Genomic DNA, 25,859 nt, shown 5'->3' with positions numbered 1-25,859 from the left:
CAGTCAGCCATTATCCGGCCCAGGGCGCCCAGATCCGGGCGCCCAAAGGAGAGCCCATGCACCCGACCCGCGTCTCGCTTCTGCTTGTCACCCTGCTGCTGGGGGGCTGCGCTGCGCCCGGTCATCAACAGCTGGGCACGGCACTGAGCGGGCTGGAGGGGGAGCTGCAACGGCTGGAAGAGGAGCTGGCCGCCATGAACGGCCTCCATTACCAGAAGGCGATCGATGCCCCCTTGAGCCTGCGCCGCCATCTGGTTGCCGCCTCCCCTCAGGTAGCAGGAGTAAGGCTCGATCGTCGCCAGTTGCAGGATGGGCCACGGCTCAATTATCACTACCGGCTGCCGGATGGCATGACGGCCCTGCCCCTCGACAATCCCTGCCTGCGTTATGAGTTCGAGTTGCGCCATCTGGGTCGTCTGGGCCAGCTTGCGCTCAGCTGGCAGGGACGCGACGCTCAGGGCTCCCGCCTGATCCACCAGCGCGATTGCCCCTTCTCGGCCAGTGGGCCCGGCCTGCAATAAACCGCCTTTGCTCAATCCAGGCGCCCCCTATGGTCAGTTGAAAGGCGCCCTCACATCTTGTAGCTTGCCTCCATCCCCTTCTCTTGACTCCCTTGGCCGGAAACCGCCCTCATGAAACTGACTCCCCTGTGGCTGGCGCTGTGCAGCCTGCCTGTGCTGGCCTGTGGCCCGGATGGCTGCGAAACGCCGCTCACCCTGCAACTGACCGCAGCCCAGTGCCATCTGAACGGACTGCCATTTCTCTCCCCCGATAACGACACCCGTACCAATCTGGCCTTGCTGCTGGCCGATGAGCAGGCTTTCTCCCTGCCCGGCGGGGCGCTGCCTCTGCCATTCCGGGTCGATGAGCTGATAAGCCCGGCCGTTGGCGACACTGGGCCAGCTGGGCCGGATCCGCTGCTGGCGCTGGCCGCGTCGCTCGGCATAGAGGCCGCCACCACTGAAGCGGCCATCACCCGGGCCGGCAGCTGGAGCGAGGGGCGCTGCATCAGCAACAATCCAGTCTCTGCCGAGGCCTTCTTGCAGGCACTGGTGCAAACGCCCGCCCTCACCGCCGGCGATCGCAACCAGCTGGCAAGCCAGCGGCTCGCCATGCTGGGTCAGTGCGGCCAGGCGCAGGACGCGGCAGAAAGCACGCCCCAGGGCGAAAGCAAGACGGCGCCGCTGTCCGCCGCCGCCAAGGGGTTTGCCGACTACCTGACCGCCAGCCAGCACTTCTATCAGGGGGAGTTTACGCAAGCCGACGCCCTGTTTGCCGCCCTCGCCGAACAGGACCAGCCCTGGCTCAAGGAGACGGCCGACTACATGAAGATCCGGGTCGCCCTCAACCAGTCCCAGCAAAGCGCCTTCGACGATTGGGGCAGCCTGGACCGCAGCCGGATCGATCAAGCTCAGCTGCAGCGCTGCGAGCAGCTCATCACCGACTACCGTATCCGCTACCCACAGGGGCGCTATCTGGATTCCGCCACCGGCTTGTTGCGTCGACTTGCCTGGTTCAAGGGGGATAACGAGCTGCTGGCCAGTCACTATCTGCAGGCGAGCCAACAGCAGAGCCCACCGGATCTGGTCAACGAGATCGATCTCAAACTGCTGATGCAACCCGGCTTCACAGGCTCGGCAACCATGCCCATGCTGACCCTGGTGCAGGATCTGCGCCGGCTGCGGATCCATGACAGCTGGGATGAGTGGCAACCGCTGCTCGCCGCCGAGATCGGCCAGCAGGCCCCCCAGTTTGCCCGGCACGCTCCCTGGCTGGCCTATCTGGAGCAGTCCAGCCGCTACTATCTCGCCAAGGATTATGCCGCCGTGGTCGCTGCCGCTCCTGCGCTGGCCAACGGCCCCCTGAATAATCTGGCCTTCAGCCAGCAGGTATTGAAAGGGATGGCACTGGCCGCCCAGCAGCAGTGGGTCAAAGCCGAACAGCAGTGGCGCGCCCTGCTCGCCAACCAGCCAACCCTCTTGCAGGATCAGCTGTTGCAGCTTGCCCTGGCCATGACCCTGGAACGGGCAGGCCAGCTGGAGCAGGTGTTTGCCAAGGAAAGCCCCATCAAGAGCGATCACTACCGCATCCCGCTGCTGGAGTATGTGGCACCGGCACCCCTGCTGCGCCGCATGGCCCGGGATGAAACCGCCTCCGAGCCCCTGCGTCAGCGTGCCAGTTACACCCTGAGTTACAAGCAGCTGACCCATGGCGACTACCAGGGCTTCCTGCAAGATATGGCGGGCGCTCCCCCTGCGGCACCGTTCAACTGGCAAGGCAGCCAGGGTTATCAGTGCCCGGCCCTGACCGAGGTGGTCACCACCCTCTCCAAGGCGCCTGGTACGCCCAGAGCCCTCAACTGCCTGGGCGAGCTTTTCCTGGCACAAGGGCTGGATTGGGATCCCCTGCTCCATCGACCGGGAGCCGATACCCTGGCGGGGAGCCAGGACCTGTTTGCCGGCAAGCAGCGCAGCCGCCTCGACTGGTATCAGCAGGTCATCGCCAATCCCAAAGCCGGCAAGGACGACAAGGCCTACGCCCTCTATCGCGCCATCAACTGCTACGCCCCGAGCGGCAGCAACGGTTGCGGCAGTCAGGATCTGCCCGTCAGCCAGCGCAAGGCCTGGTTCAACACCCTCAAGCAGCAACACGGGGCAAGCCAGTGGGCAAAACAGCTCAAATATTACTGGTGATGCTGACGCTGCTCGGCACCGAGGCCAGGGCAACCGTCGAGGCGAGCCAGTACCGCCAGTTCTGGCTGTGGGCCGGGGTCAGACCCCAACCCGTGTTGCAGCAGGCAGATCGCCTCTATCTGCATCAAGGGGAAATAGGCCCCCTCGACCCGGCCCTGCCCCTGCGCTTTCAGGGGCAGGGCATAGCGCCGAGCAAGCTGCCGGTGGGCGAACTGTGGCTCGCCTATCGGGTGGAGCGGCTCGACTGGGATGACACCCTGTTGCAGAACCTGGAAAACCAGCTGGCTGCCTGGCAGCGAAAAGGCAATGAAGTGCGCGGTGTCCAGATAGATTTCGATGCCCGCACCCACCAGCTGGCCGACTATGGGCACTTCCTGCATCAGCTGCGACAACAGTTGCCCGCTCGCTACGCCATCAGCATCACAGGCTTGCTGGACTGGACGCGCACCGGTGACATCAGGGAGCTGAACGCCCTGACAGGTGTGGTTGACGAACTGGTGGTGCAGACCTATCGGGGCCGTCATACCGAACCCGGCTATGCCCGCTATCTGCAGACGCTGCACCGGCTGACACTGCCATTCAAGCTGGGTCTGGCGCAGGGGGGAGAGTGGGATCCCGCCTGGGAAGCGAGATTGGCACAGGTCCCCGCCTATGGGGGAGCTGTGGTGTTTCTGATCAATCCGCCACCCCCTTGACCCCGGCGGGGTATTGACCCGAGTACCGTTTACAGACAATAGTGAAAGCTCTTTTTGACTCCATCCCATGCCATACTTTTTCGTAACGTGAACCAGCAAGGGAGCGCCAAGGATGCAGATCCTTTTGATCGCAGACGATGCCATGCTCAGCTCGGCCCTCTCCCAAGGACTGAGTGACCATGGCGTCACGCCATCCCAACTGACCTATTGCAAAGAACTCACCACACTGCCCGCCCTGATGCGCCAGCAGCCGTTCGACGCCATCATCTGCCGCCAGTATCGCCATCAGGCCCATGAGGGGATCCGCCTGCTGCAGGAGGCCCACTATCTGGGCCTGCTCGAACCTGGCTGTGTCCTCTTGTTGCTGGATGGGGACGATGAATTGCTCCACTACCCCCCTTCCGAGCTCTATTTTCCACTGCGTCTATCCATGCCCTTCAACACGGATCAGCTGACGCGCTGCTTGCACGAACTGGTGTTGCTGACCGGACTGACCCGCCACTTGGCCGCACCGATGAAGCTCAGGGAGTGGCGCCTCGCCTGCTCCCTGTGCGAAGACCTGCTCTATCAGCACCAGAAGAACAAGGCGCTGGGCCCGCTGCTGGACAGGGTCAAGGGTTATATGTTGCTGCAGGAGAAGGATCACTTCCAGGCTACCCAGCACTATGCCATGTGTACCACTGAACACGACGCCTGGTGGCCGCGCAAGGGGCTGATCCACTCTCTGCTGGGGCTGAACAAGCTGGACAGCGCCCGCAAGGACCTGACCCACAATCAGGAACGGCTGCCGCCGACAATCCAGCTGGAGCTGATGCTGGCCTGCCTGATGCACGAAGCGCAGTGGGAATCGGCCTGGGAAGTACTCGGCAAGCTGCTGCAAAAACAGTCCTGGTCACCCGAGTGGTGCCAGGCGGCCATCTTGCTGGCTCTGCTGCTGAAAGATGAAGGGAAGGCGCTCGAACAGGCCAACGCGCTCAGCCTGCGCTTTTTCAGCGAGCACAAGTTCCGTCTGTCTATCGAGAATTTCGTCCTGAATGCCAGTCTGGCCGTGCTCTGGCACTACCCCACGGCAGCCAGGATCAGTGCCCTGCAACAGGAGTTTGACTATCTCAGCAAGGCCACCACACTGCGGGCCCACGAGGCTGCCTTGTTGCAGGCCCTTATGCTGGGTCTGGATTACCGTTTCGATGACGCCATAGTGCTGCTGGCCAAACACCCGCCAGATACGGCGCGAGACAACCACCTCACCCAGCTGCTCGGCTTTGCCGTCAGCCAGTTTTGCGGCCTGCCTCACCATGCCCAGCGCTATCTGGCAAAACTCGGCCAGTACCAGGCCAAAGTAGCGCCATCACCGCTGCTTCAGCAGCTGTTCAAGCAGGTGGTCATCGACCTGAAACTGCAACTGGACCGCCGTGAGCAGCGCCTGACCTATCTGCGTCAGGAGCGGCAACGGGCCAGCGTATCGGGTCAGCATCAGCTCGCTGTGCAATACGCCCTGACACTGCAGGAAGAGTTCCCGGCTCTGCCGGGGGATGCCTGGCAACTGCTGGAGTTGCTGCAGCTGTGCTGGCCTGCCGGCATGCCGGCACCCAAGGTGGCACTGCTGGTTGATCGGCTGGAGCGGCGCCTGACCCACAGCGTCACCTTCATGGAGCACCATGCCGACGCGTACCAGAAGACCTTGCTGCAGATCCGATCACACCTGCACCCCAAGTCATCCTCTTCCCCGCCCAACTGAGCCCGGTGATGGCCGGGCTGACGGACCTCGCAAGAAGCCCTCTTAAAACAGGCCCCGCACCAGAATACCGGCGATCAGCAGCGGCGCGACCAGTCGCCAGCACCAGAGCAGGCCGAGCCGCAGCACGGGTGACAGACCGGCGGGCAGTATGGTGTCCCCCAGTCGCCAGCCCAGCAGCAGAGTCAGCACCAGGCCGAACAGCGGCATCATCAGGTTGGACGTCAGATAATCGAGCAAGTCGAAGATGGTCTTGCCAAACAGGGTCAGCTCGCTCCAGAGGCCGAATGAGAGGCTGACCGGAATACCTGACACCATGATGAGCAGGGTCAGCACCCGGCAGGCACCACGCCGTGACCAGCCCCACTCCTCCGTGGTGAAACGCACCAGATGCTCCAGCATGGAGATGGAGGAGGAGAGTGCCGCCACCAGCAGCAGCAGGAAGAAGACCACTCCCAGTCCCTGACCGAACGGCAGATGACTGAACACGGCGGGCATTGTCATGAAGGTGAGGCCGGGACCGGCAGTGGGATCGATACCGGTCGAGGCCAGCGCCGGGAAAATCATCAGACCCGCCAGCACGGAGATAAGGCTCGCCAGCGTCACCACCCAGACACCGGAGCGCAGCACACCTTCGCTGCTCGGCAGGTAGGCACCATAGGTGGTATGCACCCCGAGGCCAATGGAGAGGGAGAAGAAAGCCAGCCCCAGCGCATCCAGCACGCTCTGGCCGGTCAGCATGGAGAAGTCCGGCACCAGCAACTGACGTACCCCGGCCATGGAACCCGGCATGGAGAGACCCACCCCCACCAGCAGCAACATCATGATGAACAGCGCCGGCATCATCCAGCGCAGTGCCCGCTCCACCCCTTTCTGAATGCCACCCTGCACGAACCACCAGGTCAGTCCGGCAAAGACCAGATGAGTCAGCACGGGCCACCAGGGGTCACTGACATAACCGTTGAACAGGGCGGTGAGGGCGCTGCCCTCGCTCAGGTTGAGCTTGCCCGCCACCGCCAGCGCCGCATACCCCACGGTCCAGCCGCCCACCACACTGTAGAAGCTGTAGATGAAGAAGCCGCACAATATCCCCATGTAGCCCATCCAGCGCCAGTTCGGGCCAACCAGCTTGTGAAAGGCACCGAGCACACCACGCTGACTGCGGCTGCCGAGCAATGTCTCCCCTACCAGTACGGCTACCCCCAGGGTGAAGCTGAACAGCAGGAACACCAGCAGGAAGGCACCGCCACCATTGGTGGCCGTCACATAGGGAAACTTCCAGATGGCGCCAAGGCCGATCGCCGTACCGGCCGCCGCCAGCACATGACCGAGACGGGAAGACCACTGAACCTGGCTCATACAACCTCCGGGGAACACAACATCACATCGATACTCCATGGGTAAACATCAAACGGGTAACCACAAAAAAGGCCGCCTGGCGGCGACCTTTGCAATGAACATTCAGACAAACTGCGCGTGCAAGGTCACCTCTCCTGGGAGCTGCAAAATCGGCCTGACAGCGCGAAAACGGGTGACATGAATAGGATGACCTGAACGCCAAAAAGGAGCCACAGCCTAAACCATGGCAAGAAAAATTGACACAATGAGAAATAAAAATTTTCAACTTCCATTGAAAACCCTATATTTATCAATCAGGGATGCCCTGTTGACCATGATAATGTCACCCCTGCGGCCACTTGATTCAGCATATGAAACAGGACAGTGCATGAAACGAACTCTGCTCATCGGAGCACTCTTCAGCCTCAGCCTGACACTGTCGGCACAACCCTCGCTGACCCTGCTCAGCCATGAACTCGTCCCCTTCACTCATCACCATGATGACAAGCTCGACGGGCTCGCCGTTCGCCTGCTCCAGCAAATTCAAGATGAACTGGGAGAAACGTATCCCATCCGGATTTACCCCTTCAAACGGGCCCTGGCACTGACCAGACTGGAGCCGGGATATGCACTGTTTGTTACCCAGTGGGCACCCGAGAGAGAGCCCTTCTTTAAATGGGTAGGACCACTGTTTCGGAGCAAAGTGATCATCTATCAGCCCCCGTCACCCAGACACAAACTGAAGAGCCTCGACGACTTGCGTCATTTGCCAAGGGTCGGGGTTGTGCTCGGTAATGCCGATGACGAACGACTCACCCGCGAGGGATATACCAATCTGGTGCGCTACCAATCGGTTGAGGAAGCCTTGCAACGCTTGGTGCTGGGCAAAATTGATGCATTTCCGGTAGGCGAAATGATGCTGGATGCCACCTTGGAACAGCGAGGGTTATCACATCGCAGCGTGACAAACTCGGGGGGTAGTGCTTCATGAGTCATGGCTCTACCTCGCCTTTTCCAGGGATCAGGATGATGCCGTCATAGCCCGTTGGCAGTCCGCGCTCGACAAGGTCAGGTTGAAAAGTGGGAGGGGCATGCTGCCCCCCCATCAAGATCGAACCTCACATCAAGCCGCGCAACAGGATCCCGCCGATCAATAAGGGTGCCAGCCAGCGCCAGCAGCCCATCACCAGGGTCCGCCAGTGCTGCGCCAAGCCCTGGGGCAAGGCTCGCTGACCCAGCTTCCACCCCAGCAACAGGGTGAGCGCCAGCCCGAACATAGGCATCATCAGGTTGGAGGTGACAAAATCCAGCAGCTCGAAGATGTTCTTGCCAAACAGGGTCACATCCGCCCAGGGGCCGAACGACAGGCTGACGGGAATACCGTTCACCATCACCAGCAGAGTAATGAGGCTGCAGGCCGCGCGGCGTGACCAGCCCAGACTCTCGCAGATGAAGCACTGCAGATGCTCCAGCAGCGAGATGGCCGAAGAGAGCGCCGCCACCACCAGCAGGGAGAAGAAGATCACCGCCAGTCCCTGACCAAACGGCAACTGCTGGAACACCGCCGGCATCGTCATGAAGGTGAGACCCGGGCCGGAGGCGGGATCTATGCCGGTCGCCGCCAGCACGGGGAAAATCATCAAGCCCGCCAGTACGGCGATGAGGCTCGCCAGCAGTACCACCCAGAGGCTGGAACGACCTACCCCTTCGCTGGAAGGCAAGTAGGCACCATAAGTGGTGTGAATGCCGAGTCCGATGGAGAGGGAGAAGAAGGCCAGCCCCATGGCATCGAGCACGCCGGACATGCCGAGCTTGCTGAAGTCCGGCATCAGGAAGTGGCGTACCCCGGCCATGGCATTGGGCAGGGTAAGACCGAAGGCCACCAGCAGCAGTATCATGATGAACAGGGCCGGCATCATCCAGCGCAAAGTACGCTCCACCCCCTGCTGCACGCCCCCCTGCACGAACCACCAGGTGAGGGCGGCAAACAGCAGGTGGGTCAACACGGGCCAGAGCGGATCGCCGACATAGTCGTTGAAGCGGGCGGTCAGGGCGGCGCCATCCCCATGCTGCAGGCTACCGGCCAGCGCCATGCCGGTGTAGCCCAGGGTCCAGCCGCCCACCACGCTGTAGAAACTGAAGATAAGCAGGCTGCAGAGCAGGCCCATGGCCCCGACCCAGCGCCAGCGCTTGCCCATCAGGGCGCTAAACGCCCCCACCACACCACGGCGGCTCATGCTGCCGAGCAGTGTCTCTCCCATCAGCACCGCCACCCCCAGGGTGAAACTGAACAGCAAAAAGACCAGCAGGAAGGCACCGCCACCATTGGCGGCGGTCACGTAGGGAAACTTCCAGATAGCGCCGAGACCGACGGCGGAGCCTGCGGCGGCCAGAATATAACCAAGCCGGGATGACCATTGGGACTGCTTCATAAGAACTCCAATACAGGTGCCCACGAGCTGGGCCCAAAACGGCGCTCAGAGTACGGTCAAGGCCACGCAATCACAACGCCGCTTATCGGGCTAAAAAACGATTTATTGGCATCATTACCTAATAATATTCAGTTTTACGCGTTATCGTGCCGAAAAATAAAAACCGGAGCATTTTTGCTCCGGTTTTGACTGTCATGGACTCGCATTGAGCGCCTAGATAACCCCCAGTTCCCGCAGTCGCTCCATCAGGTAGCTGTGGGCGGTATGACGCTCGGAGAGCACCACATCCGGCCGCGGGTGAAGGAACAGCGGCAGGGAGATGCGGGACTTAGCGGCGCTGCCGCCGGTCGGGTTGATGACGCGGTGGGTGGTGGAGGGGTAGTAGCCGCGAGAGGCCTCCTGCAGCATGTCACCGATGTTGATGATGAGGGTGCCAAAATCGCAGGGCACATCCATCCACTCCCCATCGGCTCCCTTCACCTGCAGGCCCGGCTCGTTGGCGGCAGGCAGAATGGTCAGCAGGTTGATGTCCTCGTGGGCGGCGGCGCGGATGGCACCCGGCGCTTCGGTGCCGTCGAACGGCGGATAGTGTAGCACCCGCAGCAGTGTCTTCTGGCTCTCTTCAATCATGGAAGATAGCGGGCAGCTGTAGTGAGCGGCGATGTCGCTCGGGGTGTATTGCTCCACCCAGCCCAGCAGCTCGGCGGCCAGATCGTTGGCGAGGCGATAGTACTCCATCGCCTGCTCCCTGAGCGCTTCCGGCATCTGGCCCCAGGGATAGAGGTGGAAGTACTCCTTGATGTCCTTTTGGCTGTGACCCTTGGCCACCTCGGAAACAGACGGCGGGAAGTAGCCGTCCTGGGTCTCGCGGTTGAACAGGAAATCCTGCTTCTGTTCGCTCATGAAGAAGCGATACCAGTTGTCATAGATGGACTGCACCAGCTCTTTCGGGATGGGGTGGTGGGTCAATACCCCGAAGCCCGTGGTACGCAGGGATTCGGTGAAGCGCTGCGCCGCATCGTGCGAGCGGTAATCGACGGTCAGGACTTTCATTGTTTTTGTTACGCACCAGTTAAAAGATGGCGCAGTTTACCTCGCCCATGACCACAAGGAAAGTGAACCGCCCCTCCCGCCCCAGCCGGTCGCAAATAGTGACAAAAACGTCAAAAAACGGCACCAGCCAAGACCCGAGATCCTCCCTTGTCCTGACCCCGCATCCTCACTAGAATGCCTCCATCATCCACGCTGGAGCCCGTTTATGTCCCCCAAGATCCTGTTGCTGACCCTGCCTTTTCTGCTCGCCGGTTGCAGCTCGCTGTCGGAAGAGGAGTGCCGTGCCATGAGCTGGTACAACCTGGGCTATCAGGATGGGGAGCAGGGCAAGACCCGTCAGGCAACCCGTGACTATGTCTCGACCTGTGGCGAGTACGGCCTCAAGGTGGATGAAGCCGAGTGGAAACGGGGCTATGCCAAGGGGCTTGAGCTCTACTGCATTCCTGAACTGGCCTACAGCAAGGCCAAGTCAGGTCATGAGTATCTGGGTGTCTGTCCCAACGATGCCAGCTTCCTCACCCAGTACGATCGTGGTCGCAAGGAGTACCTGCTGGAGAAGCAGCTCAGCGAGATCAAGAGCGACTTGCAGCAGACAGAACGGGATATCGAACAGCTGGAGCGCCAGATCCGCAACGAAAACGACAGCAAGCAGCGCGACTACTACCGCGCCAAACGAGAGCGGGCCATCCGTCATTACGAGGGACTGCGCCGAGACTACAACCGGATCCGCTTCCCTGACCGGGTGATCCAGTTCTCTTTCGGCAATTAAGACTCGGGCTGCACCGAGTACAGCCGGAACCTCCTCCCGGCCCGGGCGATCCCCTTCTCTTTCGGCATGGATGCGAAAAGAAAAGGCCATCCGGGCTATTTCCCGGCCTAGATGGCCCCTTTCCTCTGGCCACGGATCCTTACGAGGGCAGCACCCAGCGCTGCAGCGCCAGTGCGATCCCGTCTTCATTGTGATCGGCGGTCACCAGGTCGGCATGGGCCTGCACATGGGCGGCGGCATTGCTCATGGCAACCGCCAGCCCTACCTGCTCGAACATACTGATGTCGTTGTTGTTGTCACCAAACGCCACCACGTTTTCCATCGCAATCCCCTCGCTCTCGGCCCACAGGGCCAGCCGGTTGCCCTTGCTGCACCCCGGTTGCACCAGCTCCACCGCATAAGGCGCCGCCCAGTCACGGGTAAAGGGCATGGCCTCGACCACCTCCCCCATGAACTGATGCAGCAGGGCAGGATCCTGGTTGAACAGCTCCAGCTTCCAGATCGGATTTTTCAGCCAGCTCGCCAGATCGTCCGCAGGCAGCAGGGAGATCTTGAGATGATCCGGCTGGTTTGCCGACCAGTGGCGCATCCGGGTGATGTGATCCTCGCAGCCGATATGGCCGATCCCTTCGCTAAGGTGGAACAGGGCCCCCATCTGCTGCGCCTCGACCTGAGCCAACAGCTCGGTGAGCGGGGCCACCGCCAGCGGATCCCCCGCCAGGATCCTCTCCTGCACCGGATCATAGAGGTAGGCGCCGTTGCTGCAGATGATGGGGGTATCGAGGGCCAGCTCGTGATGGAAGGGGCGCGCCGTCATGAAGTGGCGACCCGTCACCAGCAACACCTTGATGCCGTGGGCCCGCGCCTGGGCCAGCGCCGCTCGGGTCGCAGACGAGATCTTGTGATCCCGGGTCAGCAGGGTGCCATCCATGTCCAGTGCGATGGCCTTGTACTCACTCATAGCTCCTCCAGCCTCAAACAAATCAGCAAAGAGCCTTACCGTCCCAGAGCCGGCGCCCCGATGCAAGCCCTGTCAGGGACCGGGCCCCCAATCTGTGATCTGACCGGGGCACACGGCAAGTCCCTCCCGTCCACGGCTCCTCAACCCGGCTCGGCACAGCTCGCCAGACGCTGGCGTCGATCGGCCCGTTTGCGCAGACCGTAGAAACCGATGGCACAGATCACACCTGAGAGGGCAGCCAGATAGAAGGGCCACTCTGTCCCTGCCAGCAATGCCAGACTACCCACTACGACCGCCAGGATTGAGCCGGCCACATTCAGCCCACGGTAGAGCCCCATCGCCTGCCCCTGCTGCTCGGCATGGCTGCGATTGGAGATGGCCACTGAAATGGCCAGCACCCCCAGGCTCATGCCGATCCCTGCTGGAATGAAGGTGAGTGCCAACCCCCACCAGTGGCTGGGCAGGATAAAGAGCAACATGCCCGCCGCCATCAATAGATGACCGACGACCCCCAGGCTGCTGCCGCGCCAGTGGTGAGCGAACCTAGCACCTAGCCAGGAGCCCGCCATCATCGGAAGGCTCACCAGTACCGAGGCCTGCGCCAACTGGGCCGGATCCCAGGCCAGCCGTTCCACCAGCCAGACGTTGAAATAGGTGAAATAGAGCTGCACAGCGCCGTAGCTGAGCAGGGTCAGCACGAAATAGGGCAACAGAGCCGGTTGCAGCAAGAGCTGACGAGAAGAGAGCGACGGCGCCTGCTGGCTGGGAGAAACCGGGGCCTTATTGGGCAACAACCAGAGCACCAGCAACAGGTTGACCAGGGTCATGGCCACCGCCAGCCAGGCGGCCAGACTGTAATCCCCCGATACCACGGCCGCATAACCTCCTATCATCGGCCCTACTACCCAGCCCAGGTTCATGCCTATGTTGATCCAGGCGAAGTTGCGGGTCTTGGTCTTAGTGGTGCTCATATCAGCCGCCATGGCCTGCACGATGGCGATGTTGCCATTGAAGAATCCCTCCACCACCCGACTCAGCAACAACAGTGGCAAGGATCGCCAGACGATCCCCAACGCCATCAGGGCATACCCTGCCAGCACGCCGATCAGACAGAGCATCAGGATCGGTTTACGGCCGTGGCGGTCCGAGAGTCTGCCCAGCCTGGGGGATCCCACCAGCTGAAACAGCGGGTAGAGCCCCATAATGACCCCCAGCCACACCTTGCGACTCCAGTCAGATGCCTGTGGCGTCAACATGCCCTGCGCCGGATCCAGCATCAGTGGCGCCAGCACGGGCGAGGGCAGGCTGAAGCCCGCTATAGCCAGTATCACCGTCATCACCAATACCCAGAGGGTCGCCTGCCCCTTGATCCCTTCCATGTCCGCCTCATTAAATAAAGTTATTGATTTATTTATACTGAGCAAGGTGCATCATTAAGTAAAGTGAATTGTTGATTTAAAAATGGCCGCTATCCATAATGACCCCATGAACATCCGTACTGACAAGATCCTCCTCCGATACCTTGGATCCTTGGCGCACCTGCCGATAACGGGAAGCCCTCAATGAACGCCAGCACCGACAAGATACTGTTTCTGCTCAAGAGTCACGGCCCCCAGAGCGCAGCCGCGCTGGGGGAGCAGTTGCAGATGACCTCCATGGGCGCCCGCCAGCATCTGATCGCGCTGGAATCCGACGGCTGGGTGGGTTTTAGCGATGAAGCGCGCGGCCGTGGCCGTCCCGTGCGCCTGTGGCATCTGACCGAACAGGCCTGGCAGCGCTTCCCCGATACCCACAGCGAACTGACCTTGCAGCTTATCGACAATATCCAGCAGCTGTTTGGCGAGGTGGGCATGGAGCGACTGATCCAGCAGCGTGAGCAGCAACAGCTGGGCCGTTATCAGGCACAGCTGACTCAGCCTGCGCTGGCAGACAGGCTGGCCACGTTGAAAGAGCAGCGCACGCGCGAGGGCTATATGGCAGATATGCGCCAGGAGGAGGACGGCAGCTGGTTGCTATGGGAGAGCCACTGCCCCATCTGCGCCGCGGCGCGGGCCTGTCGGGGGTTTTGTCGCAGCGAGCTGGAGATGTTTCGCCAGTTGCTGGCACCGGCCAGGGTGGAGCGGGAACAATACCTGCTGGACGGGGATCACCGCTGCCTCTACCGCATCACGCCGCCGACCCCGTGATCGCCGAATGCCAGAAACAACAAAGCAGGCGCCGGGATGCCTGCTTTGTTGCCTTCGGGGAGGAGGTGCTCTCGTTCCAGCCCGTCGTTTCCCGATAAGGTCGGACGGCTGATGGGGTGTGTGACCCGGTAAGGTCCTTCACCACAGAGACCGGGTTGGGTATCTGTCTTGCCACCGGAAGATGCAACCATAGTATCCCTCCCGGTGCGGTGAGTGGTTGCGAAGTAGCATGTATTTCCAGTTGTTTTTGCAATAGTTCACCCTTAATCTAGGAAAAGTGAATTAATAATTGCAACGAGGAACGGAGAATGCTGAAACTTGATCGCATAGACAGGCATATTCTGGAGTTGATGCAGGAGAATGGCCGCATCAGCAACCTGGAGCTGGCCGAGCTGGTCGGGCTCTCCCCCTCCCCCTGCTCCCGCCGGGTCAAGGCGCTGGAGGATGCCGGTCTCATCGATACCCACGTCACCCTGCTCAACGCCCGCCAGCTGGGGCTCACCCTCACCGCTTATATCCATATCTCCATGGACAGACACACGCCGGAACGGTTCGAGAACTTCGACAAGGCCATCAAGGAGCTGCCCGAAGTGCTGGAGTGCGACCTCATCACGGGCAACGATGCCGACTATCAGCTCAAGGTAGTGGTGAGGGACATGGAGCACTACCAGCACTTCCTGCTGGACAAGCTGACCCACATACCGGGCGTGACCGGCGTCCGTTCCAGCTTTGTGCTGCGCCGCATCAAGCACAAGACGGCACTGCCGCTGAACCATCTGGGGTAAGGGATCAGCCTGCCGCCATGTGTCCACCTCGATACGCGAGGTGAGGCGGATTGGAGCATGAGAGACACCTGACGAAGAGAGGAGGCCCCGGGGCCTCCTCTCTTTATTGATTGCTATCTATTGGCACTCGCTCATGTCGCGACTCAATGCCCTGATACTGAGTCTGATCAGACCGCGACCTGGCTGACATCCTGCACCTGCAGCAGCCAACCAGCCTGCTCCTGCTGGGGCTCACCGCTCACCCGCAATCGCTCACCGGTCGATATCCACTGCCCCTCGGGCAGGGAGACCAGCAGACTCTCGCTGCCATTGTCGAACAGCCAGCGATCTTCCCCCAGCGACTCTATCAGATAACCTTCCATCTCCACTCTGGACTCGGCTTGCCAGGAAGGCGCAACGGAATCACGGCTCTCGATGAAATCCCCCTGAACACCAAAACTGGCTAGCCCCCACAGAATGGAGAGCCCGACCAAAGATGTTTGCATCTTGTCTCTCCTCTTTTGGAACTGTGGAGCCAGTATGGGAAGAGAAGCGTGAGCACACCATGAACAAGGTGGCAAAGTGCAGGCGAGATCGCGAAAAAAAACCGGCCAATGGGCCGGTTGTGTCATTTTATGGCGCCGAGATCACACTATTTGGCGGCTTCCTCTGCCATCCGGGCCGCTCTTGGCTTATTCGTCCACATGGCAACGCCTCTATGATCTGCGCAGATCCCCTCTTCGATCACGGCACGTACCCGGGTGCCATCCTTGCAGATGGCCTGCCAGGCATCGGCATCATCGATCGCCATCGAAGGAGAGCGAGGACCTGTGCTGCAGGCGGTCAGCAGCAGGGCAAACAGGGGCAACAGGATTTTCATGGGGTGGATCCTCAGCTGTATGGGTCGGCCGAACTCAGCGCCCCAGCTGCGCCGAAATGCGATCGCAGAGCTGCTTGAGCTGGGCCAGTTCAGCATCGGCCAGATCCACCTGATTGCGCAAGTTGTCTGCCAGGCAACACGCTTTGACCTCCCGTTGCAGCTGGCGCCCCGCTTCGGTCAGGCAGATGCATTTTTGCCGCTCGTCCTCGCTGGAGACGGTGCGGGTCAGCCAACCCTTGCTCTCCAGCCGCTTGACGATGGGGGTCAGAGTGCCCGCATCCAGCCCAGTCTCCTGACCAATCTCCTTGAGGCTGACCTCATCCCGCGCCCACAGCGACAACATCACCAGATACTGGGTATAGGTCAGGTCCAATTTGTCCAGCAGCGGCCGATAGGCGCGCATCACGGCGTTGGAGGCGCTGTAGAGGGCAAAACAGACCTGCTTTTTCAATTCACTCATGGGGGCACCTCGTTGGCAAGTGGGGCCAGTATACCCCAGCAAGGTGGAGGAAAAAATGATTTGCACACAAAACAGTTGCCAACCTTCGCTTTCAGGACTAGTCTGATTTTACTTTGCACACAAAACAAATCAGAGCACCCGACATGAAGACACTCTATCGCACACAGGCCATCGCCCAGGCGGGCCGCAACGGCGAAGTTCACACTCTGGACAACAGCCTGCAACTGGCACTGGCCCTGCCAACCGCCCTCGGCGGCAACGGCAAGGGCAACAATCCGGAACAACTGCTGGCCGCTGGCTACGCCGCCTGTTTCTCCAACGCCCTGATCCACGTGGCCCAGAAACTCGGCACGCCCATCACCAGCGCGCCGGTCACGGCCAGCGTCGAGTTGCTGGCACTGGCCGATGGCCGCTTCAACTTTGCCATCACGCTGGACGTGGCGCTCGCCGCAGCGCAGCCTGAACAGACGGCGCAGGCCGAGCAGCTAGTGCGGCTGGCCCACCAGACCTGCCCCTTCTCAAATGCCATGCGGGGCAATGTCGTCACCCACCTGCGGCTAAACGATATCGAACTGGAGGAAAAATAATGAGTCTGCTCAGTCATCAAATCCAGCTGCTGCGCCGCCCGGTCGGTATGCCCAGTCAGAACGATTTCATCCAGGCCGAGGTCGCGCTGCCCGAGTTACAGGAAGGGGAAGTGCTGATCGCCAACCAATGGCTGTCAGTGGACCCCTACATGCGCGGTCGCATGACAGAGGCCAAGAGCTATGTACCGCCCTTTGCCCTGCAAAGTGCGCTCGATGGCGGTGCCATCGGCACTGTGCAGGACTCGCGCCATCCCGACTTTGCTGTTGGTGATCGGGTGAGCAGCATGCTGGGCTGGCGCGATAGACTGGTCGCCAAGGCCGATCAGCTGACTCGCCTGCCCGACACAACACTGCCAGCCCAGTTATTCTTGGGAGCCCTCGGCATGCCGGGCATGACCGCCTGGGTCGGGCTCAACCGCATCGCCAAGCTGCAAGCCGGCGAAACCGTGCTGGTGTCGGCGGCCTCCGGCGCGGTCGGATCCATGGTGGTGCAACTCGCCAAGCGGGCGGGGGCCAGAGTGATCGGCTCCACAGGCTCGGCCGACAAGGTCGCCTACCTCAAGACGCTGGGGGCTGACGAGGTGATCAACTACCGTGAAACCCCGGATCTCGACGCCGAGCTGACGCGACTCGCCCCGGAAGGCATCAACGTCTACTTCGAGAACGTGGGCGGCGCCATGCTGGATGCAGCCCTCAACAACATGGCGGTACACGGTCGCATAGTGCTGTGTGGACTCATTGAGCAGTACAACAGCAAGGGCGAGGCGAGCGGCCCGCGCAACCTCTCTCAGGTGATCCGCAAACGCCTCACCATGCAGGGGCTTATCGTGTTTGAACACTGGCAGCACTACGACGAGTTTCTGGCCGAGGTGATCCCGGCATTCGAGGCCGGTGCACTGCAAGCCGAGGAAACCATCTATCAGGGGCTGGCCAGCATGCCGCAGGCCTTCATCGGTCTGTTCGAAGGACGCAATACTGGCAAGATGCTGGTCAAGCTGGACTAAGTCGCCGGACTGGACCATCACAGAGCAAGCAACTTGCATGACGGGCCCAACCGACCTAAGGTGGGCCCGTTTTTTTATGGTGCAATCCGCCGTTTCAGCAAGGAGCCTCGCATATGTCCGCTCTCTACCCCCGCGTCGGTGGTCGATGACAGTGTTATCCTGACCAACTCGTTTGCCCCACATAACCACAGCAAGGAGCCTCGCATATGTCCACTCTCTACCCCCGCGTCGGTGTCGGCGTTATCCTCACCAACAGTCAGGGCCAGGTGCTGCTTGGCAAGCGCAAGGGCAGCCATGCCCCCTACTGGTCCATCGCAGGCGGCCATCTGGAACTGGGGGAGAGCTTCGAGTCAGCGGCGATCAGGGAAGTGGCGGAGGAGACCGGCTTCGTCATCACGGCGCCCAGCGTCATCGCCGTCACCAACAACCTGGAGACCTGGCGCGAGAGCGGGTTGCACTACATCTCCGTCACCCTGCTGGCCCGGGTGGAAGGCGAGCCGCAACTGCTGGAGCCGGAAAAATGCGAGGGCTGGGTATGGTGTGATCCCCGCGATCTGCCAGAGCCTCACTTCGATGCCAGTCGCCAATCGATAGCCTGCTGGCTGGCCGGTCGTTGCTATCTGCCACAACCAGGCCAGCCGACAGAGTGACCATTGCCTGCCATCAGCCCCCTGATTTGTCATAAAAAAGTCACCGCTTTGTCATATCATCCCAACCGGCTCGACAAGGACAACAAGGGAGTGACGACATGGGGCAGGTATTCATTCAATTTCTATGGCTGGGCTGTGTCAGCTTCGGTGGGCCCGCCGCCCATATCGGCTATTTCCAGCGCACCTTCGTCGAGCGGCTGGGCTGGCTGAGTCAGGCCGAGTTTGCCCAGCTGCTGGCCCTGTGCCAATTGCTGCCGGGCCCCGCTTCCAGCCAGCTCGGCTTTGCCATCGGGCGCCACAGGGCCGGCCTGACGGGGGCCCTGGCCGCCTTTGTCGGCTTTACCCTGCCCTCGTTCCTGCTGTTGCTGGCCGCCGCCATCGGTCTGGGACAGCTGACCGCCAATGTATGGCTGGAAGCCGCCCTGCACGGCCTCAAGCTGTTGGCACTGGTGGTGGTGGCGGATGCGGTGCTCACCATGAGCCGCCAGTTCTGCAAGACACAGTTGCAACAAGGCGTCATGGTGGCCACCGCCGCAGTACTCTGGTGGCAACCCGGGCTCTTGACCCAGCTAGGCCTCTTGCTCGGCGCCGCCCTGCTCTGTGCCCGGTTCAGTGCGCAGCAACCGGCAACGCCGCTCTCATCGCAGCCTCACCCCCCTATCGCCCACCCGCCCCACTGGCCTGCCTTGATCCTGTTTGCGCTGCTGTTTATCGGCCTGCCACTGCTGGCTCACGGCTCCGTCAGCCGCCTTGTCGCCGATTTCTATCAGGCGGGCAGCCTGGTATTCGGTGGCGGCCACGTGGTGCTGCCCCTGTTGCAAGAGAGCGTGGGCCATACCCTCACTCAACAACAGTTCCTGACCGGCTACAGTCTGGCCCAGCTGGTGCCCGGCCCCATGTTCACGCTGGCAAGCTACCTTGGTGCCCAGTTGCTGCCAGCGACACCACTGCTTGGCGCCCTGCTGGCAACCCTGGCGCTGTTCCTGCCGGGCTTTCTGCTGCTGTGGGCCCTGGGGCCAAGCTGGCAGAGCTGGCTGGCCCGCCCCCGGCTGGCAGGTGCAGTGACAGGGATCAACGCCGCCGTGGTGGGGCTGCTGCTGGCCGCCCTCTACCAGCCGGTATGGCTGGGCGCCGTGCAGACCCCGAGCGATCTCGCACTCACCGCCATCGGCTTCTATCTGTTACGCGTCTTGAAGCTGCCCATTCTGGCCCTTGCGGGACTGCTGGTTGGCGCCGCCATGCTGCTGGCCTGATGCCGCGATTTGAGTAAACTGGAAGGCCCCGTCAGGGGCCTTTCTTATTCATATGACGGCAAGGAGCCAGGATGCAGCAGCCACAAAATCACTCCCAACTGGAGATAAGCGATGACAAGGGGCGGCTAGACGTGCCGCTGATCCACCGATTTTTGTCCGAGGAGGCCTACTGGTGCCTCGGCATTCCACAGGCAACGGTACAGAGAGCCATCAACCACTCCCTCTGTTTCGGTGGCTACGTGGCAGGCCAGCAGGTGGCCTTCGCACGGGTCATCACGGACAGGGCCACCTTCGGCTATCTGGCGGATGTATTCGTGCTGCCCGCCCATCGCGGCCGGGGCCACAGCAAGGCGCTGGTGGCGGCCATCCTGGCTCACCCGCAATTGCAGGGACTGCGCCGCCTCTCCCTCGCTACCTCCGATGCCCACGGTCTCTATGCCGGTTTTGGCTTCGAGCCGCCGCGCAAACCTGCCAGCCTGATGGAAAAGTACGATCCCGAGATTTATCTGCGATCTTGAGCTCTGCCACGCAGGTGGCCCGTGGCACTCGCCGGTTCATGCAGCACGCCCCTGCGCTGTGACGCAGGGGCGTGACAGTGCCTGATGAGGGTGTCCTCGACTTGATTGTCCTTGGGGCAGGTCACTGACCCCCCTGGTCTAATTGACCTCTGTCGTACTGTGACGAGCCGCGCGACAGTGCTAGATTGGCTGCCAGGATTTTCATTCACTCTGCAGACCCGTTAACCACAAGGACGGCAACCGTGGCCCAGCATTTTGCTTCTCTCTCCCTCCCCTCCTCTCTTCCGCCCTTGCTGCAGGATCAGGCCGAGCGCCAGTGGCAACGGCTGATCGAGCTGGCGCCCGATTATGGCGCCTTGCCCGAGGCGATTCGCCAGACCCTGCTGACCCTGCTTGGCCTCTCCGATTTTGTCTCCGATTCGCTCATCAAGCAGCCCGAACTGGTGACGCAGATCCTCGCCTCGGGGGATCTTGAGCGGTCAGAACGCTGGCCCGCCTATCAGCGCGATCTGACCGCTCTGCTCGCCGAGGTGGATGATGAAGAGGCGCTCAAGCGCACCCTGCGCCAGTTCCGCCGCAGCCGCATGCTGGTGATCGCCTGGCGCGAGCTGTTGGGGCACTCGGCGGTGGAAGAGAGCTTTATCCATCTCACCAAGCTGGCGGATGCCCTGATTTGCTCCGCCCGCGACTGGCTCTACGAGAGGCAGTGCAACGAGCTGGGCACCCCCATGGACGGGGATGGCAACCCGCAGCCGCTGCTGATCCTCGGTATGGGCAAGCTCGGCGGCGGCGAGCTGAATTTTTCTTCGGATATCGATCTTATCTTCACCTTCCCCGAGAACGGCTACACGGTCGGCGGACGGCGCGAACTCGCTAACCAGCCCTTCTTCATCAAGCTGGGGCAGCGGCTGATCAATGCCCTCCACCAGCCCACCCAGGATGGTCAGGTATTCCGGGTCGACATGCGGCTGCGCCCCTTCGGCGATGCGGGCCCGCTCGCCATCTCCTTTGCCGCCATGGAGGATTATTACCAGCACCACGGCCGTAACTGGGAGCGCTACGCCATGGTCAAGGCGCGGGTGCTGGGCCCCCAGTGCCAACACGCAGTCGCGCTGGCCGAAATGTTGCGCCCCTTCGTGTTTCGCCGCTACATCGATTTCGGCGTCATCGACGGCCTGCGCCAGATGAAGGCGATGATCGCCGCCGAGGTGCGCCGCAAAGGGCTGGAGGGCAACATCAAGCTGGGGGCTGGCGGCATTCGCGAGGTGGAGTTTATCGCCCAGGCGCTGCAGCTTATTCGCGGCGGTCGCGAGCCTGCGCTGCGGGTGCGCCACCTGCCCGAGGCGCTGGCCGCCATCGCCCAGTGCGGCGCCCTCGAGGCAGAGCATTGCGACCGCTTGCTGGTGGCGTACCGCTTCCTGCGCCGGGTCGAGAACATTCTGCAGGAAATCGGCGATCAGCAGACCCAGACCCTGCCCACCGAGGAGCGGGATCGGTTGCGGCTGCTCACCGCCCTGGGTTTTACGGACTGGGGCGCCTTTATGGCCCATCTGGATGAGGAGATGGCCGCCGTTCATCAGGAGTTCGCCGCCGTGGTAGGCGAAGAGAAAGAGGCCCCCGCCCATCTGGAACAACTCTGGCTCGATCTCTGGCGCACCGAGCTCGATGCTGCCGAGCTGGAGACATTGCTCGTCGCTCAGGGCGTCCAGGATCCGGTTCCGCTCTGCACCGCCCTGCTGCGCTTCAAGGAGGAGTACAAGCGCCGCCAGGTGGGCCCGCAGGGGCGCATCGCCCTGGACTGGCTGATGCCTGAGTTGCTGCGACTGGTGGTGGCAAGCCGTGAGCCTGCCCGCCTGTTCGAGCGAGTGTGCGAGCTGCTGACCCGCATCTTCACCCGCAGCGCCTATCTGCAGCTGCTGGCGGAGAACCCCGCCGCCCTGCGCCAGCTGGTGCGGCTGTGCGATGCCAGCCATCTGGTGAGCGAGCAGCTGGCCCGCTACCCCATACTGCTGGATGAGCTGCTGGATCCCCAGCACCTCTACCACCCGACCCCGCTGGATCAGTACAAGCCCCAGCTGCGCCAGTTCCTGCTGCGCATCCCCGAAGAGGACGTCGAGCAGCAGATGGAGGCGCTGCGCCAGTTCAAGCAGGTGCAGCTCTTGCGCATAGTGGCGGCCGACATCGCCGGCGCTCTGCCGCTGATGAAGGTGAGCGACCACCTCACCTGGCTGGCGGAGGCAATCACCGAAGAGGTGGTCAATCAGGCCTGGACCCAGATGAGCGAACGCTACGGGGTGCCGCCCGAAGTGACTGTGACCGGCCAGCGCGGTTTCGCCGTGGTGGCCTATGGCAAGCTGGGCGGTATCGAGCTCGGCTACGGCTCGGATCTCGATCTGGTGTTCCTGCACGGCGGCGATCCCAACAGCTATACCGACGGCCGCAAACCCATCGACAGCCGCCAGTTCTACCTGCGCCTCGCCCAGCGGATCCTGCACTTGTTCAGCACCCGCACTCCGTCAGGCATCCTCTATGACATCGACATGCGACTGCGTCCCTCAGGCGACTCGGGCCTGCTGGTCTCGTCGCTGACCGCCTATGAGCAGTATCAGCGCAGCGAGGCCTGGACCTGGGAGCATCAGGCGCTGGTGCGGGCCCGCCCCATCTACGGCGATGAGACCGTCATCGCCGAGTTTGGGAGGATCCGCCGCGCCGTGCTGGCCAAGGAGCGAGACCTCGCCATCCTCGCAAAAGAGGTGCGCGAGATGCGCCACAAGATGCGGGATCACCTGCTCAAGGCCGGCGAGGGGGAGTTCGATCTCAAGCAATCCCCCGGCGGCATGGTGGATATCGAGTTCATCGCCCAGTATTTGGTGCTGGCTCACGCCAACGGCGAACCCGAGGCCCTGACCCGCTGGTCCGATAACGTGCGTATCTTTGATGAGTGCGTGATGGCGGGAGTGCTCACCCTGGAGCAGGCGGAAGGGCTGAAACACGCCTATCTGGAGATCCGCAACCTCGGCCATCGCCTCAATCTCTCGGAGATCTCCCGCAAGGTGGGGGACGACCAGTTGCTGACCGAGCGAGGCCATGTGCTGGCGGTCTGGCAACTGCTGTTGGGGGAGTGACGCAAGGCTTGGCCGGAGCAATGAAAAGGGGCGCTTCAGCGCCCCTTGTACTTTCCGGGATGGTCGGTGGCATCTGGCCCTATCGCCCTGCGGCCAGCTCGATAAAAGTCGGCAGCATAAGCGGTATCTCTTCAGAAGCGCACACAGGCCAATAGACGGAATCATGATTCCGTCCCTGAGAGCCTATACCTGCCTCTCAGGCATATTCTGGAGGCCATTGCCCTGGATCGGGCGTCAAACCAGCAAGATCTCGATACCCTGTCGTTCCAGTGCCTGACGGTCCGCATCACTAATCCCGGGGTCGGTAATGATGATGTCTATCTTGTCGATCGGCACGACCACGTTGGGGGTTCGCTGGCCAAATTTGCAGGAGTCGGTCACCACTATGATCTTTTTCGCTGACTGGCACATGGCCTGACTCACCTGATATGCCTCGTTGAAGGTGGTGATCCCCTGTTCAACATCAAAACCATCGGCACCGATAAAGAGTTTGTCGAAGGTGAAGTCCCGAAAAGCCTGCTCGGCCGACTTGCCATGAAAGGAAGCGGAGCGTTTGCGATAGGTGCCGCCTGGCATCAGCAATGTCAGGGAGCTCTCAAGGGCTGCCGCTTCATTCATGATGTGCAGGCTGTTGGTCATCAGCTTGAGTCCGACATGTTCAGCCAGCCAGGGCACCATCTGCAAGGTGGTACTGCCACTGTCGAGCACGATGGACTCACCATTTTGCACAAGGCTGGCAGCCTTGGCCCCGATACGCTGCTTGATGTTCAAATTGAGCGTGGTTTTCTCGTCCATGGTACGGTCTTCCAGAGCGGCACCATTGAATGCCTCCGCCCCGCCATACCGCCTCATCACCAGCTGTGCCTGCTCCAGAAAGCGAAGATCGCTACGAACTGTGGCTCCTGTGATGTTGAAATAGTCAGCCAGCTCCTTCACTGACGTTCTGCCATTTTCACGTAGATAACGAACCAGCATATCGCGTCGAGTTTCTATAGACATTCAGGATTCTCACAGTGATTAAAAGTCTGACCAGTTCAGGAATCTACCTCCATTTTTTCAAAATGAAAACAAATGTACAGGAAAAACGTCACTTAGTTGATAAAGCGCACGCTATCGCCTCCCGGATGGAGGGAGATAACCCAGTCACATCCTGCTCACTCAGGGGCAAACTGGCGTGCAACAACGCGGTTAGTGGCTTGGGGCGTGTAAAGGTGCTGATCCCTTTCATCAGGCGAGCATCAAGGATCACGCCTTCTGCATCATGGACGAGTACCACCAGGGTGCGTGGCCGCCAACGGGAAGCTGTTCGGCCTATCCTGACCACTCCCTTTCGGCTCAGCTCCTGCAACATACGGTTGAAAGATTTTAATTGGAAAAATCCCAAGACCATTTGCAAAACCCATGCAGTCAATGCAACAAAAATCAAGGCATTTACCGTATCCATTAGTTACCTCACTGACGAAAACAAAGTGAAACGGCAGTGCCTCATGCACTGCCGAAATATCTGGTGACAAGCCATGATGGACTTAAAACATGACCTGACCACCAGTAATATTGATGGACTGGCCAGTACAGTAAGAAGCATTGTCGCTGGCATAGAATTTCAACACATTGAGTACATCTTGAAAGTCACAGCCACGTTTGAGGGGAACTTTGTCGATATAAGCCTGTTCCACTTGATCCTCTGGAATGCCGAGCTTTACCGCATACTGGGGTTTTAGCGATTGGAACATGGGACTCTTGAGCAAATTTCCCAACATCAGTGAATGCACTGTGATGTTGTGCTCTGCCAGATCCAGAGCCAGAGATTGCGTCAGCCCTATACCACCAAACTTTGCAGCTGAATAAGCCGAGTTATGCTTGGAACCCACTTTGCCAGATTTGGAGTTTATCTGGATGATACGACCACCGTGAGACTCCCGTATCATGATCCGCGCAACTTCTTTTGCACAAAGGAAATAACCCGTCAGGTTGATATCCAGTGAGCGATGCCAATCAGCGAGAGGAAAGCTGTCGATCTTGGCGGCGGTAGCCGTTCCCGCATTGTATACCAGCAGATCGATACGACCGAAGCGCTCATCAATGGCGTTTACCATGCGGATGACATCTTCTTCCTGAATGGCATTGGCCTGAATCGACATGACATTTTCTGCACCATGATCATGAGCCACTTCATCCGCTGTTTTCCGGGCAGCATCGCCATCCAGATCGGCGACGACCACACGGTAGCCATCATCAGCCAACCCTTTGGCCAGAAAAGCGCCCAGGCTTTTACCGCTACCAACTATCAGCGCTACTTTAGACATGTTATTCTCCCAAGGTTGTATCTCACCCTCCTCTACATCAGAGCGACCAAACTCAATAATGTGTAGAGGGGGTGTGAGTTTTCAGTGATTCGATGTAAATATGATTTCTGTGCCAATCTCCAGAGCCTTTGGGCATGTGCCATTGACATGGACAGTCCCCGGATATTCAGCTTCTGAAGCGCCATCAAATCGAATGGTAATATGACCCAATGCATCAAGGTTGTGGCTTACTACACAGCCAACCGCCGTAATGGGATAGCTGATTGCACCTAATAAAAATTTTCCACCTACCAGAATCTCACCATTCAACTCGGCATCTGGATGAATGAAGCAATAGTCAGCGACATCCTTTGGTGCATTGTCATTGAAGATAATCATCATATTTTCATTGAGTGATTCTGTTGCGAATTTCCCAATCTGAGTTACTTGCGTCCGATAGAGCATTGTCTG

At 60.5% G+C, this 25,859-nt stretch carries 26 protein-coding genes and 1 pseudogene; 14 read left to right on the top strand and 13 right to left on the bottom strand.

The window, feature by feature from the left end:
• Nucleotides 1-56 precede the first annotated feature (56 nt).
• The 4 genes from OKC28_RS15085 to OKC28_RS15070 all read left to right on the top strand — a co-directional run bounded on the left by OKC28_RS15085 (nt 57) and on the right by OKC28_RS15070 (nt 5,126).
• Nucleotides 57-521 carry a hypothetical protein gene (locus tag OKC28_RS15085; protein WP_270690078.1) on the top strand — a complete coding sequence of 155 codons (465 nt, stop codon included), beginning with the start codon at nt 57-59 and terminating at the stop codon, nt 519-521.
• 111 nt (nt 522-632) lie between these two features.
• Nucleotides 633-2,693 (top strand): hypothetical protein, encoded by a 2,061-nt coding sequence (locus OKC28_RS15080; RefSeq protein WP_270690076.1) that lies wholly within the window; start codon nt 633-635, stop codon nt 2,691-2,693.
• Nucleotides 2,663-3,388, top strand: coding sequence for a DUF3142 domain-containing protein (locus OKC28_RS15075; RefSeq protein ID WP_270690074.1), 726 nt, complete (start codon nt 2,663-2,665; stop codon nt 3,386-3,388). Before OKC28_RS15080 ends, OKC28_RS15075 begins: the two co-directional genes overlap by 31 nt.
• Nucleotides 3,389-3,500: 112 nt before the next feature.
• A complete protein-coding gene (locus tag OKC28_RS15070) occupies nt 3,501-5,126 on the top strand; it encodes a hypothetical protein (protein ID WP_270690071.1) in 1,626 nt (541 codons plus the stop codon).
• A 42-nt stretch (nt 5,127-5,168) separates the two neighbouring features.
• Here the strand turns inward: OKC28_RS15070 and OKC28_RS15065 are convergent, their stop codons facing one another.
• Complete coding sequence (locus OKC28_RS15065; RefSeq protein WP_096119033.1) at nt 5,169-6,482, bottom strand: sodium-dependent transporter; 1,314 nt, start codon at nt 6,480-6,482, stop codon at nt 5,169-5,171.
• A gap of 367 nt (nt 6,483-6,849) precedes the next feature.
• Here OKC28_RS15065 and OKC28_RS15060 point away from each other — a divergent pair.
• A pseudogene (locus OKC28_RS15060) lies at nt 6,850-7,618 on the top strand (substrate-binding periplasmic protein).
• Here OKC28_RS15060 and OKC28_RS15055 read toward each other — a convergent pair.
• Together OKC28_RS15055 and OKC28_RS15050 are read right to left on the bottom strand one after the other, a co-directional pair.
• Nucleotides 7,580-8,893 carry a sodium-dependent transporter gene (locus tag OKC28_RS15055; RefSeq protein WP_059112883.1) on the bottom strand — a complete coding sequence of 438 codons (1,314 nt, stop codon included), beginning with the start codon at nt 8,891-8,893 and terminating at the stop codon, nt 7,580-7,582. The pseudogene OKC28_RS15060 and the gene OKC28_RS15055 overlap by 39 nt on opposite strands.
• Nucleotides 8,894-9,106: 213 nt before the next feature.
• Nucleotides 9,107-9,946 carry an isopenicillin N synthase family dioxygenase gene (locus OKC28_RS15050; RefSeq protein WP_270690066.1) on the bottom strand — a complete coding sequence of 280 codons (840 nt, stop codon included), beginning with the start codon at nt 9,944-9,946 and terminating at the stop codon, nt 9,107-9,109.
• Nucleotides 9,947-10,151: 205 nt separating this feature from the next.
• Here OKC28_RS15050 and OKC28_RS15045 point away from each other — a divergent pair, with 205 nt between their 5' ends.
• On the top strand, nt 10,152-10,715 hold the full coding sequence (locus OKC28_RS15045) for a DUF2799 domain-containing protein (protein ID WP_270690064.1): 564 nt from the start codon (nt 10,152-10,154) through the stop codon (nt 10,713-10,715).
• A 139-nt stretch (nt 10,716-10,854) separates the two neighbouring features.
• On the opposite strand, the gene OKC28_RS15040 is transcribed toward OKC28_RS15045, so the two are convergent.
• Both OKC28_RS15040 and OKC28_RS15035 read right to left on the bottom strand, forming a co-directional pair.
• Nucleotides 10,855-11,676 (bottom strand): Cof-type HAD-IIB family hydrolase, encoded by an 822-nt coding sequence (locus OKC28_RS15040; protein WP_270690062.1) that lies wholly within the window; start codon nt 11,674-11,676, stop codon nt 10,855-10,857.
• A gap of 140 nt (nt 11,677-11,816) precedes the next feature.
• Nucleotides 11,817-13,055, bottom strand: coding sequence for an MFS transporter (locus OKC28_RS15035; protein WP_270690060.1), 1,239 nt, complete (start codon nt 13,053-13,055; stop codon nt 11,817-11,819).
• Between the two features lie 183 nt (nt 13,056-13,238).
• Between OKC28_RS15035 and OKC28_RS15030 the strand changes: the two genes are divergently transcribed.
• Entirely contained in the window at nt 13,239-13,862 is a 624-nt protein-coding gene (locus tag OKC28_RS15030) for a helix-turn-helix transcriptional regulator (protein WP_087757181.1), read from the top strand.
• Here the strand turns inward: OKC28_RS15030 and OKC28_RS15025 are convergent.
• The gene (locus tag OKC28_RS15025; RefSeq protein WP_125599764.1) at nt 13,835-14,053 is read right to left on the bottom strand and encodes a hypothetical protein; all 219 of its coding nucleotides are present in this window, start codon (nt 14,051-14,053) and stop codon (nt 13,835-13,837) included. The two genes, OKC28_RS15030 and OKC28_RS15025, sit on opposite strands and share 28 nt — an antisense overlap.
• A gap of 117 nt (nt 14,054-14,170) precedes the next feature.
• Between OKC28_RS15025 and OKC28_RS15020 the strand changes: the two genes are divergently transcribed.
• The gene (locus OKC28_RS15020) at nt 14,171-14,647 is read left to right on the top strand and encodes an Lrp/AsnC family transcriptional regulator (protein WP_005318665.1); all 477 of its coding nucleotides are present in this window, start codon (nt 14,171-14,173) and stop codon (nt 14,645-14,647) included.
• 167 nt (nt 14,648-14,814) lie between these two features.
• On the opposite strand, the gene OKC28_RS15015 is transcribed toward OKC28_RS15020, so the two are convergent.
• The 3 genes from OKC28_RS15015 to OKC28_RS15005 form a co-directional block, all read right to left on the bottom strand.
• Complete coding sequence (locus OKC28_RS15015) at nt 14,815-15,132, bottom strand: hypothetical protein (protein WP_270690055.1); 318 nt, start codon at nt 15,130-15,132, stop codon at nt 14,815-14,817.
• A gap of 146 nt (nt 15,133-15,278) precedes the next feature.
• Nucleotides 15,279-15,506: a hypothetical protein gene (locus tag OKC28_RS15010; RefSeq protein WP_270690053.1), complete on the bottom strand. Its 228-nt coding sequence runs from the start codon at nt 15,504-15,506 to the stop codon at nt 15,279-15,281.
• Nucleotides 15,507-15,540: 34 nt separating this feature from the next.
• Nucleotides 15,541-15,966, bottom strand: coding sequence for a MarR family winged helix-turn-helix transcriptional regulator (locus OKC28_RS15005; protein ID WP_005318661.1), 426 nt, complete (start codon nt 15,964-15,966; stop codon nt 15,541-15,543).
• A 143-nt stretch (nt 15,967-16,109) separates the two neighbouring features.
• On the opposite strand from OKC28_RS15005, the gene OKC28_RS15000 reads away from it, so the two are divergent.
• The 6 genes from OKC28_RS15000 to glnE all read left to right on the top strand — a co-directional run bounded on the left by OKC28_RS15000 (nt 16,110) and on the right by glnE (nt 23,103).
• Entirely contained in the window at nt 16,110-16,553 is a 444-nt protein-coding gene (locus tag OKC28_RS15000; protein WP_234593076.1) for an organic hydroperoxide resistance protein, read from the top strand.
• Nucleotides 16,553-17,557 carry an NADP-dependent oxidoreductase gene (locus OKC28_RS14995; protein WP_265434329.1) on the top strand — a complete coding sequence of 335 codons (1,005 nt, stop codon included), beginning with the start codon at nt 16,553-16,555 and terminating at the stop codon, nt 17,555-17,557. Before OKC28_RS15000 ends, OKC28_RS14995 begins: the two co-directional genes overlap by 1 nt.
• 206 nt (nt 17,558-17,763) lie before the next feature.
• Nucleotides 17,764-18,207, top strand: a complete 444-nt coding sequence (locus OKC28_RS14990; protein ID WP_099994341.1) for a nucleotide triphosphate diphosphatase NUDT15 — start codon at nt 17,764-17,766, stop codon at nt 18,205-18,207.
• Between the two features lie 98 nt (nt 18,208-18,305).
• Nucleotides 18,306-19,460: a chromate efflux transporter gene (gene chrA, locus OKC28_RS14985; protein WP_099994342.1), complete on the top strand. Its 1,155-nt coding sequence runs from the start codon at nt 18,306-18,308 to the stop codon at nt 19,458-19,460.
• Nucleotides 19,461-19,531: 71 nt separating this feature from the next.
• The gene (locus OKC28_RS14980; RefSeq protein WP_270690044.1) at nt 19,532-19,978 is read left to right on the top strand and encodes a GNAT family N-acetyltransferase; all 447 of its coding nucleotides are present in this window, start codon (nt 19,532-19,534) and stop codon (nt 19,976-19,978) included.
• 242 nt (nt 19,979-20,220) lie between these two features.
• Nucleotides 20,221-23,103 carry a bifunctional [glutamate--ammonia ligase]-adenylyl-L-tyrosine phosphorylase/[glutamate--ammonia-ligase] adenylyltransferase gene (glnE, locus tag OKC28_RS14975; RefSeq protein ID WP_270690042.1) on the top strand — a complete coding sequence of 961 codons (2,883 nt, stop codon included), beginning with the start codon at nt 20,221-20,223 and terminating at the stop codon, nt 23,101-23,103.
• A 234-nt stretch (nt 23,104-23,337) separates the two neighbouring features.
• Here the strand turns inward: glnE and srlR are convergent, their stop codons facing one another.
• The 4 genes from srlR to OKC28_RS14955 form a co-directional block, all read right to left on the bottom strand.
• A complete protein-coding gene (gene srlR / locus OKC28_RS14970) occupies nt 23,338-24,102 on the bottom strand; it encodes a glucitol operon DNA-binding transcriptional repressor SrlR (protein WP_034523807.1) in 765 nt (254 codons plus the stop codon).
• An 88-nt stretch (nt 24,103-24,190) separates the two neighbouring features.
• Nucleotides 24,191-24,547, bottom strand: a complete 357-nt coding sequence (locus OKC28_RS14965) for a transcriptional regulator GutM (protein ID WP_265452754.1) — start codon at nt 24,545-24,547, stop codon at nt 24,191-24,193.
• Nucleotides 24,548-24,629: 82 nt separating this feature from the next.
• Nucleotides 24,630-25,409 (bottom strand): sorbitol-6-phosphate dehydrogenase, encoded by a 780-nt coding sequence (srlD, locus tag OKC28_RS14960; RefSeq protein WP_270690038.1) that lies wholly within the window; start codon nt 25,407-25,409, stop codon nt 24,630-24,632.
• A gap of 81 nt (nt 25,410-25,490) precedes the next feature.
• Nucleotides 25,491-25,853, bottom strand: a complete 363-nt coding sequence (locus OKC28_RS14955) for a PTS glucitol/sorbitol transporter subunit IIA (RefSeq protein ID WP_270690036.1) — start codon at nt 25,851-25,853, stop codon at nt 25,491-25,493.
• Between the last annotated feature and the right edge of the window lie 6 nt (nt 25,854-25,859).

Origin of the sequence: Aeromonas sp. D3, from assembly GCF_027705025.1 — a bacterium.
Lineage (GTDB): Bacteria > Pseudomonadota > Gammaproteobacteria > Enterobacterales > Aeromonadaceae > Aeromonas > Aeromonas salmonicida.
Note: the sequence above shows the minus strand (reverse complement) of the source record. Positions and strands in the feature narration are given on the sequence as shown.

Excerpts from the sequence above, each read along its gene's own strand:
- chrA (WP_099994342.1), top strand. The coding sequence starts at position 18,306 with ATGGGGCAGGTATTCATTCAATTTCTATGGCTGGGCTGTGTCAGCTTC.
- OKC28_RS15000 (WP_234593076.1), top strand. The coding sequence starts at position 16,110 with ATGAAGACACTCTATCGCACACAGGCCATCGCCCAGGCGGGCCGCAAC.
- srlR (WP_034523807.1), bottom strand. The coding sequence starts at position 24,102 with ATGTCTATAGAAACTCGACGCGATATGCTGGTTCGTTATCTACGTGAA.
- OKC28_RS15045 (WP_270690064.1), top strand. The coding sequence starts at position 10,152 with ATGTCCCCCAAGATCCTGTTGCTGACCCTGCCTTTTCTGCTCGCCGGT.
- OKC28_RS15055 (WP_059112883.1), bottom strand. The coding sequence starts at position 8,893 with ATGAAGCAGTCCCAATGGTCATCCCGGCTTGGTTATATTCTGGCCGCC.
- OKC28_RS15025 (WP_125599764.1), bottom strand. The coding sequence starts at position 14,053 with ATGGTTGCATCTTCCGGTGGCAAGACAGATACCCAACCCGGTCTCTGT.
- srlD (WP_270690038.1), bottom strand. The coding sequence starts at position 25,409 with ATGTCTAAAGTAGCGCTGATAGTTGGTAGCGGTAAAAGCCTGGGCGCT.
- OKC28_RS15085 (WP_270690078.1), top strand. The coding sequence starts at position 57 with ATGCACCCGACCCGCGTCTCGCTTCTGCTTGTCACCCTGCTGCTGGGG.
- OKC28_RS15080 (WP_270690076.1), top strand. The coding sequence starts at position 633 with ATGAAACTGACTCCCCTGTGGCTGGCGCTGTGCAGCCTGCCTGTGCTG.
- OKC28_RS15065 (WP_096119033.1), bottom strand. The coding sequence starts at position 6,482 with ATGAGCCAGGTTCAGTGGTCTTCCCGTCTCGGTCATGTGCTGGCGGCG.
- OKC28_RS15050 (WP_270690066.1), bottom strand. The coding sequence starts at position 9,946 with ATGAAAGTCCTGACCGTCGATTACCGCTCGCACGATGCGGCGCAGCGC.
- OKC28_RS15040 (WP_270690062.1), bottom strand. The coding sequence starts at position 11,676 with ATGAGTGAGTACAAGGCCATCGCACTGGACATGGATGGCACCCTGCTG.
- OKC28_RS15035 (WP_270690060.1), bottom strand. The coding sequence starts at position 13,055 with ATGGAAGGGATCAAGGGGCAGGCGACCCTCTGGGTATTGGTGATGACG.
- OKC28_RS14965 (WP_265452754.1), bottom strand. The coding sequence starts at position 24,547 with ATGGATACGGTAAATGCCTTGATTTTTGTTGCATTGACTGCATGGGTT.
- OKC28_RS15015 (WP_270690055.1), bottom strand. The coding sequence starts at position 15,132 with ATGCAAACATCTTTGGTCGGGCTCTCCATTCTGTGGGGGCTAGCCAGT.
- OKC28_RS15020 (WP_005318665.1), top strand. The coding sequence starts at position 14,171 with ATGCTGAAACTTGATCGCATAGACAGGCATATTCTGGAGTTGATGCAG.
- OKC28_RS15070 (WP_270690071.1), top strand. The coding sequence starts at position 3,501 with ATGCAGATCCTTTTGATCGCAGACGATGCCATGCTCAGCTCGGCCCTC.
- OKC28_RS15005 (WP_005318661.1), bottom strand. The coding sequence starts at position 15,966 with ATGAGTGAATTGAAAAAGCAGGTCTGTTTTGCCCTCTACAGCGCCTCC.
- OKC28_RS14980 (WP_270690044.1), top strand. The coding sequence starts at position 19,532 with ATGCAGCAGCCACAAAATCACTCCCAACTGGAGATAAGCGATGACAAG.
- OKC28_RS15030 (WP_087757181.1), top strand. The coding sequence starts at position 13,239 with ATGAACGCCAGCACCGACAAGATACTGTTTCTGCTCAAGAGTCACGGC.
- OKC28_RS15010 (WP_270690053.1), bottom strand. The coding sequence starts at position 15,506 with ATGAAAATCCTGTTGCCCCTGTTTGCCCTGCTGCTGACCGCCTGCAGC.
- OKC28_RS14995 (WP_265434329.1), top strand. The coding sequence starts at position 16,553 with ATGAGTCTGCTCAGTCATCAAATCCAGCTGCTGCGCCGCCCGGTCGGT.
- OKC28_RS14955 (WP_270690036.1), bottom strand. The coding sequence starts at position 25,853 with ATGCTCTATCGGACGCAAGTAACTCAGATTGGGAAATTCGCAACAGAA.
- OKC28_RS14990 (WP_099994341.1), top strand. The coding sequence starts at position 17,764 with ATGTCCACTCTCTACCCCCGCGTCGGTGTCGGCGTTATCCTCACCAAC.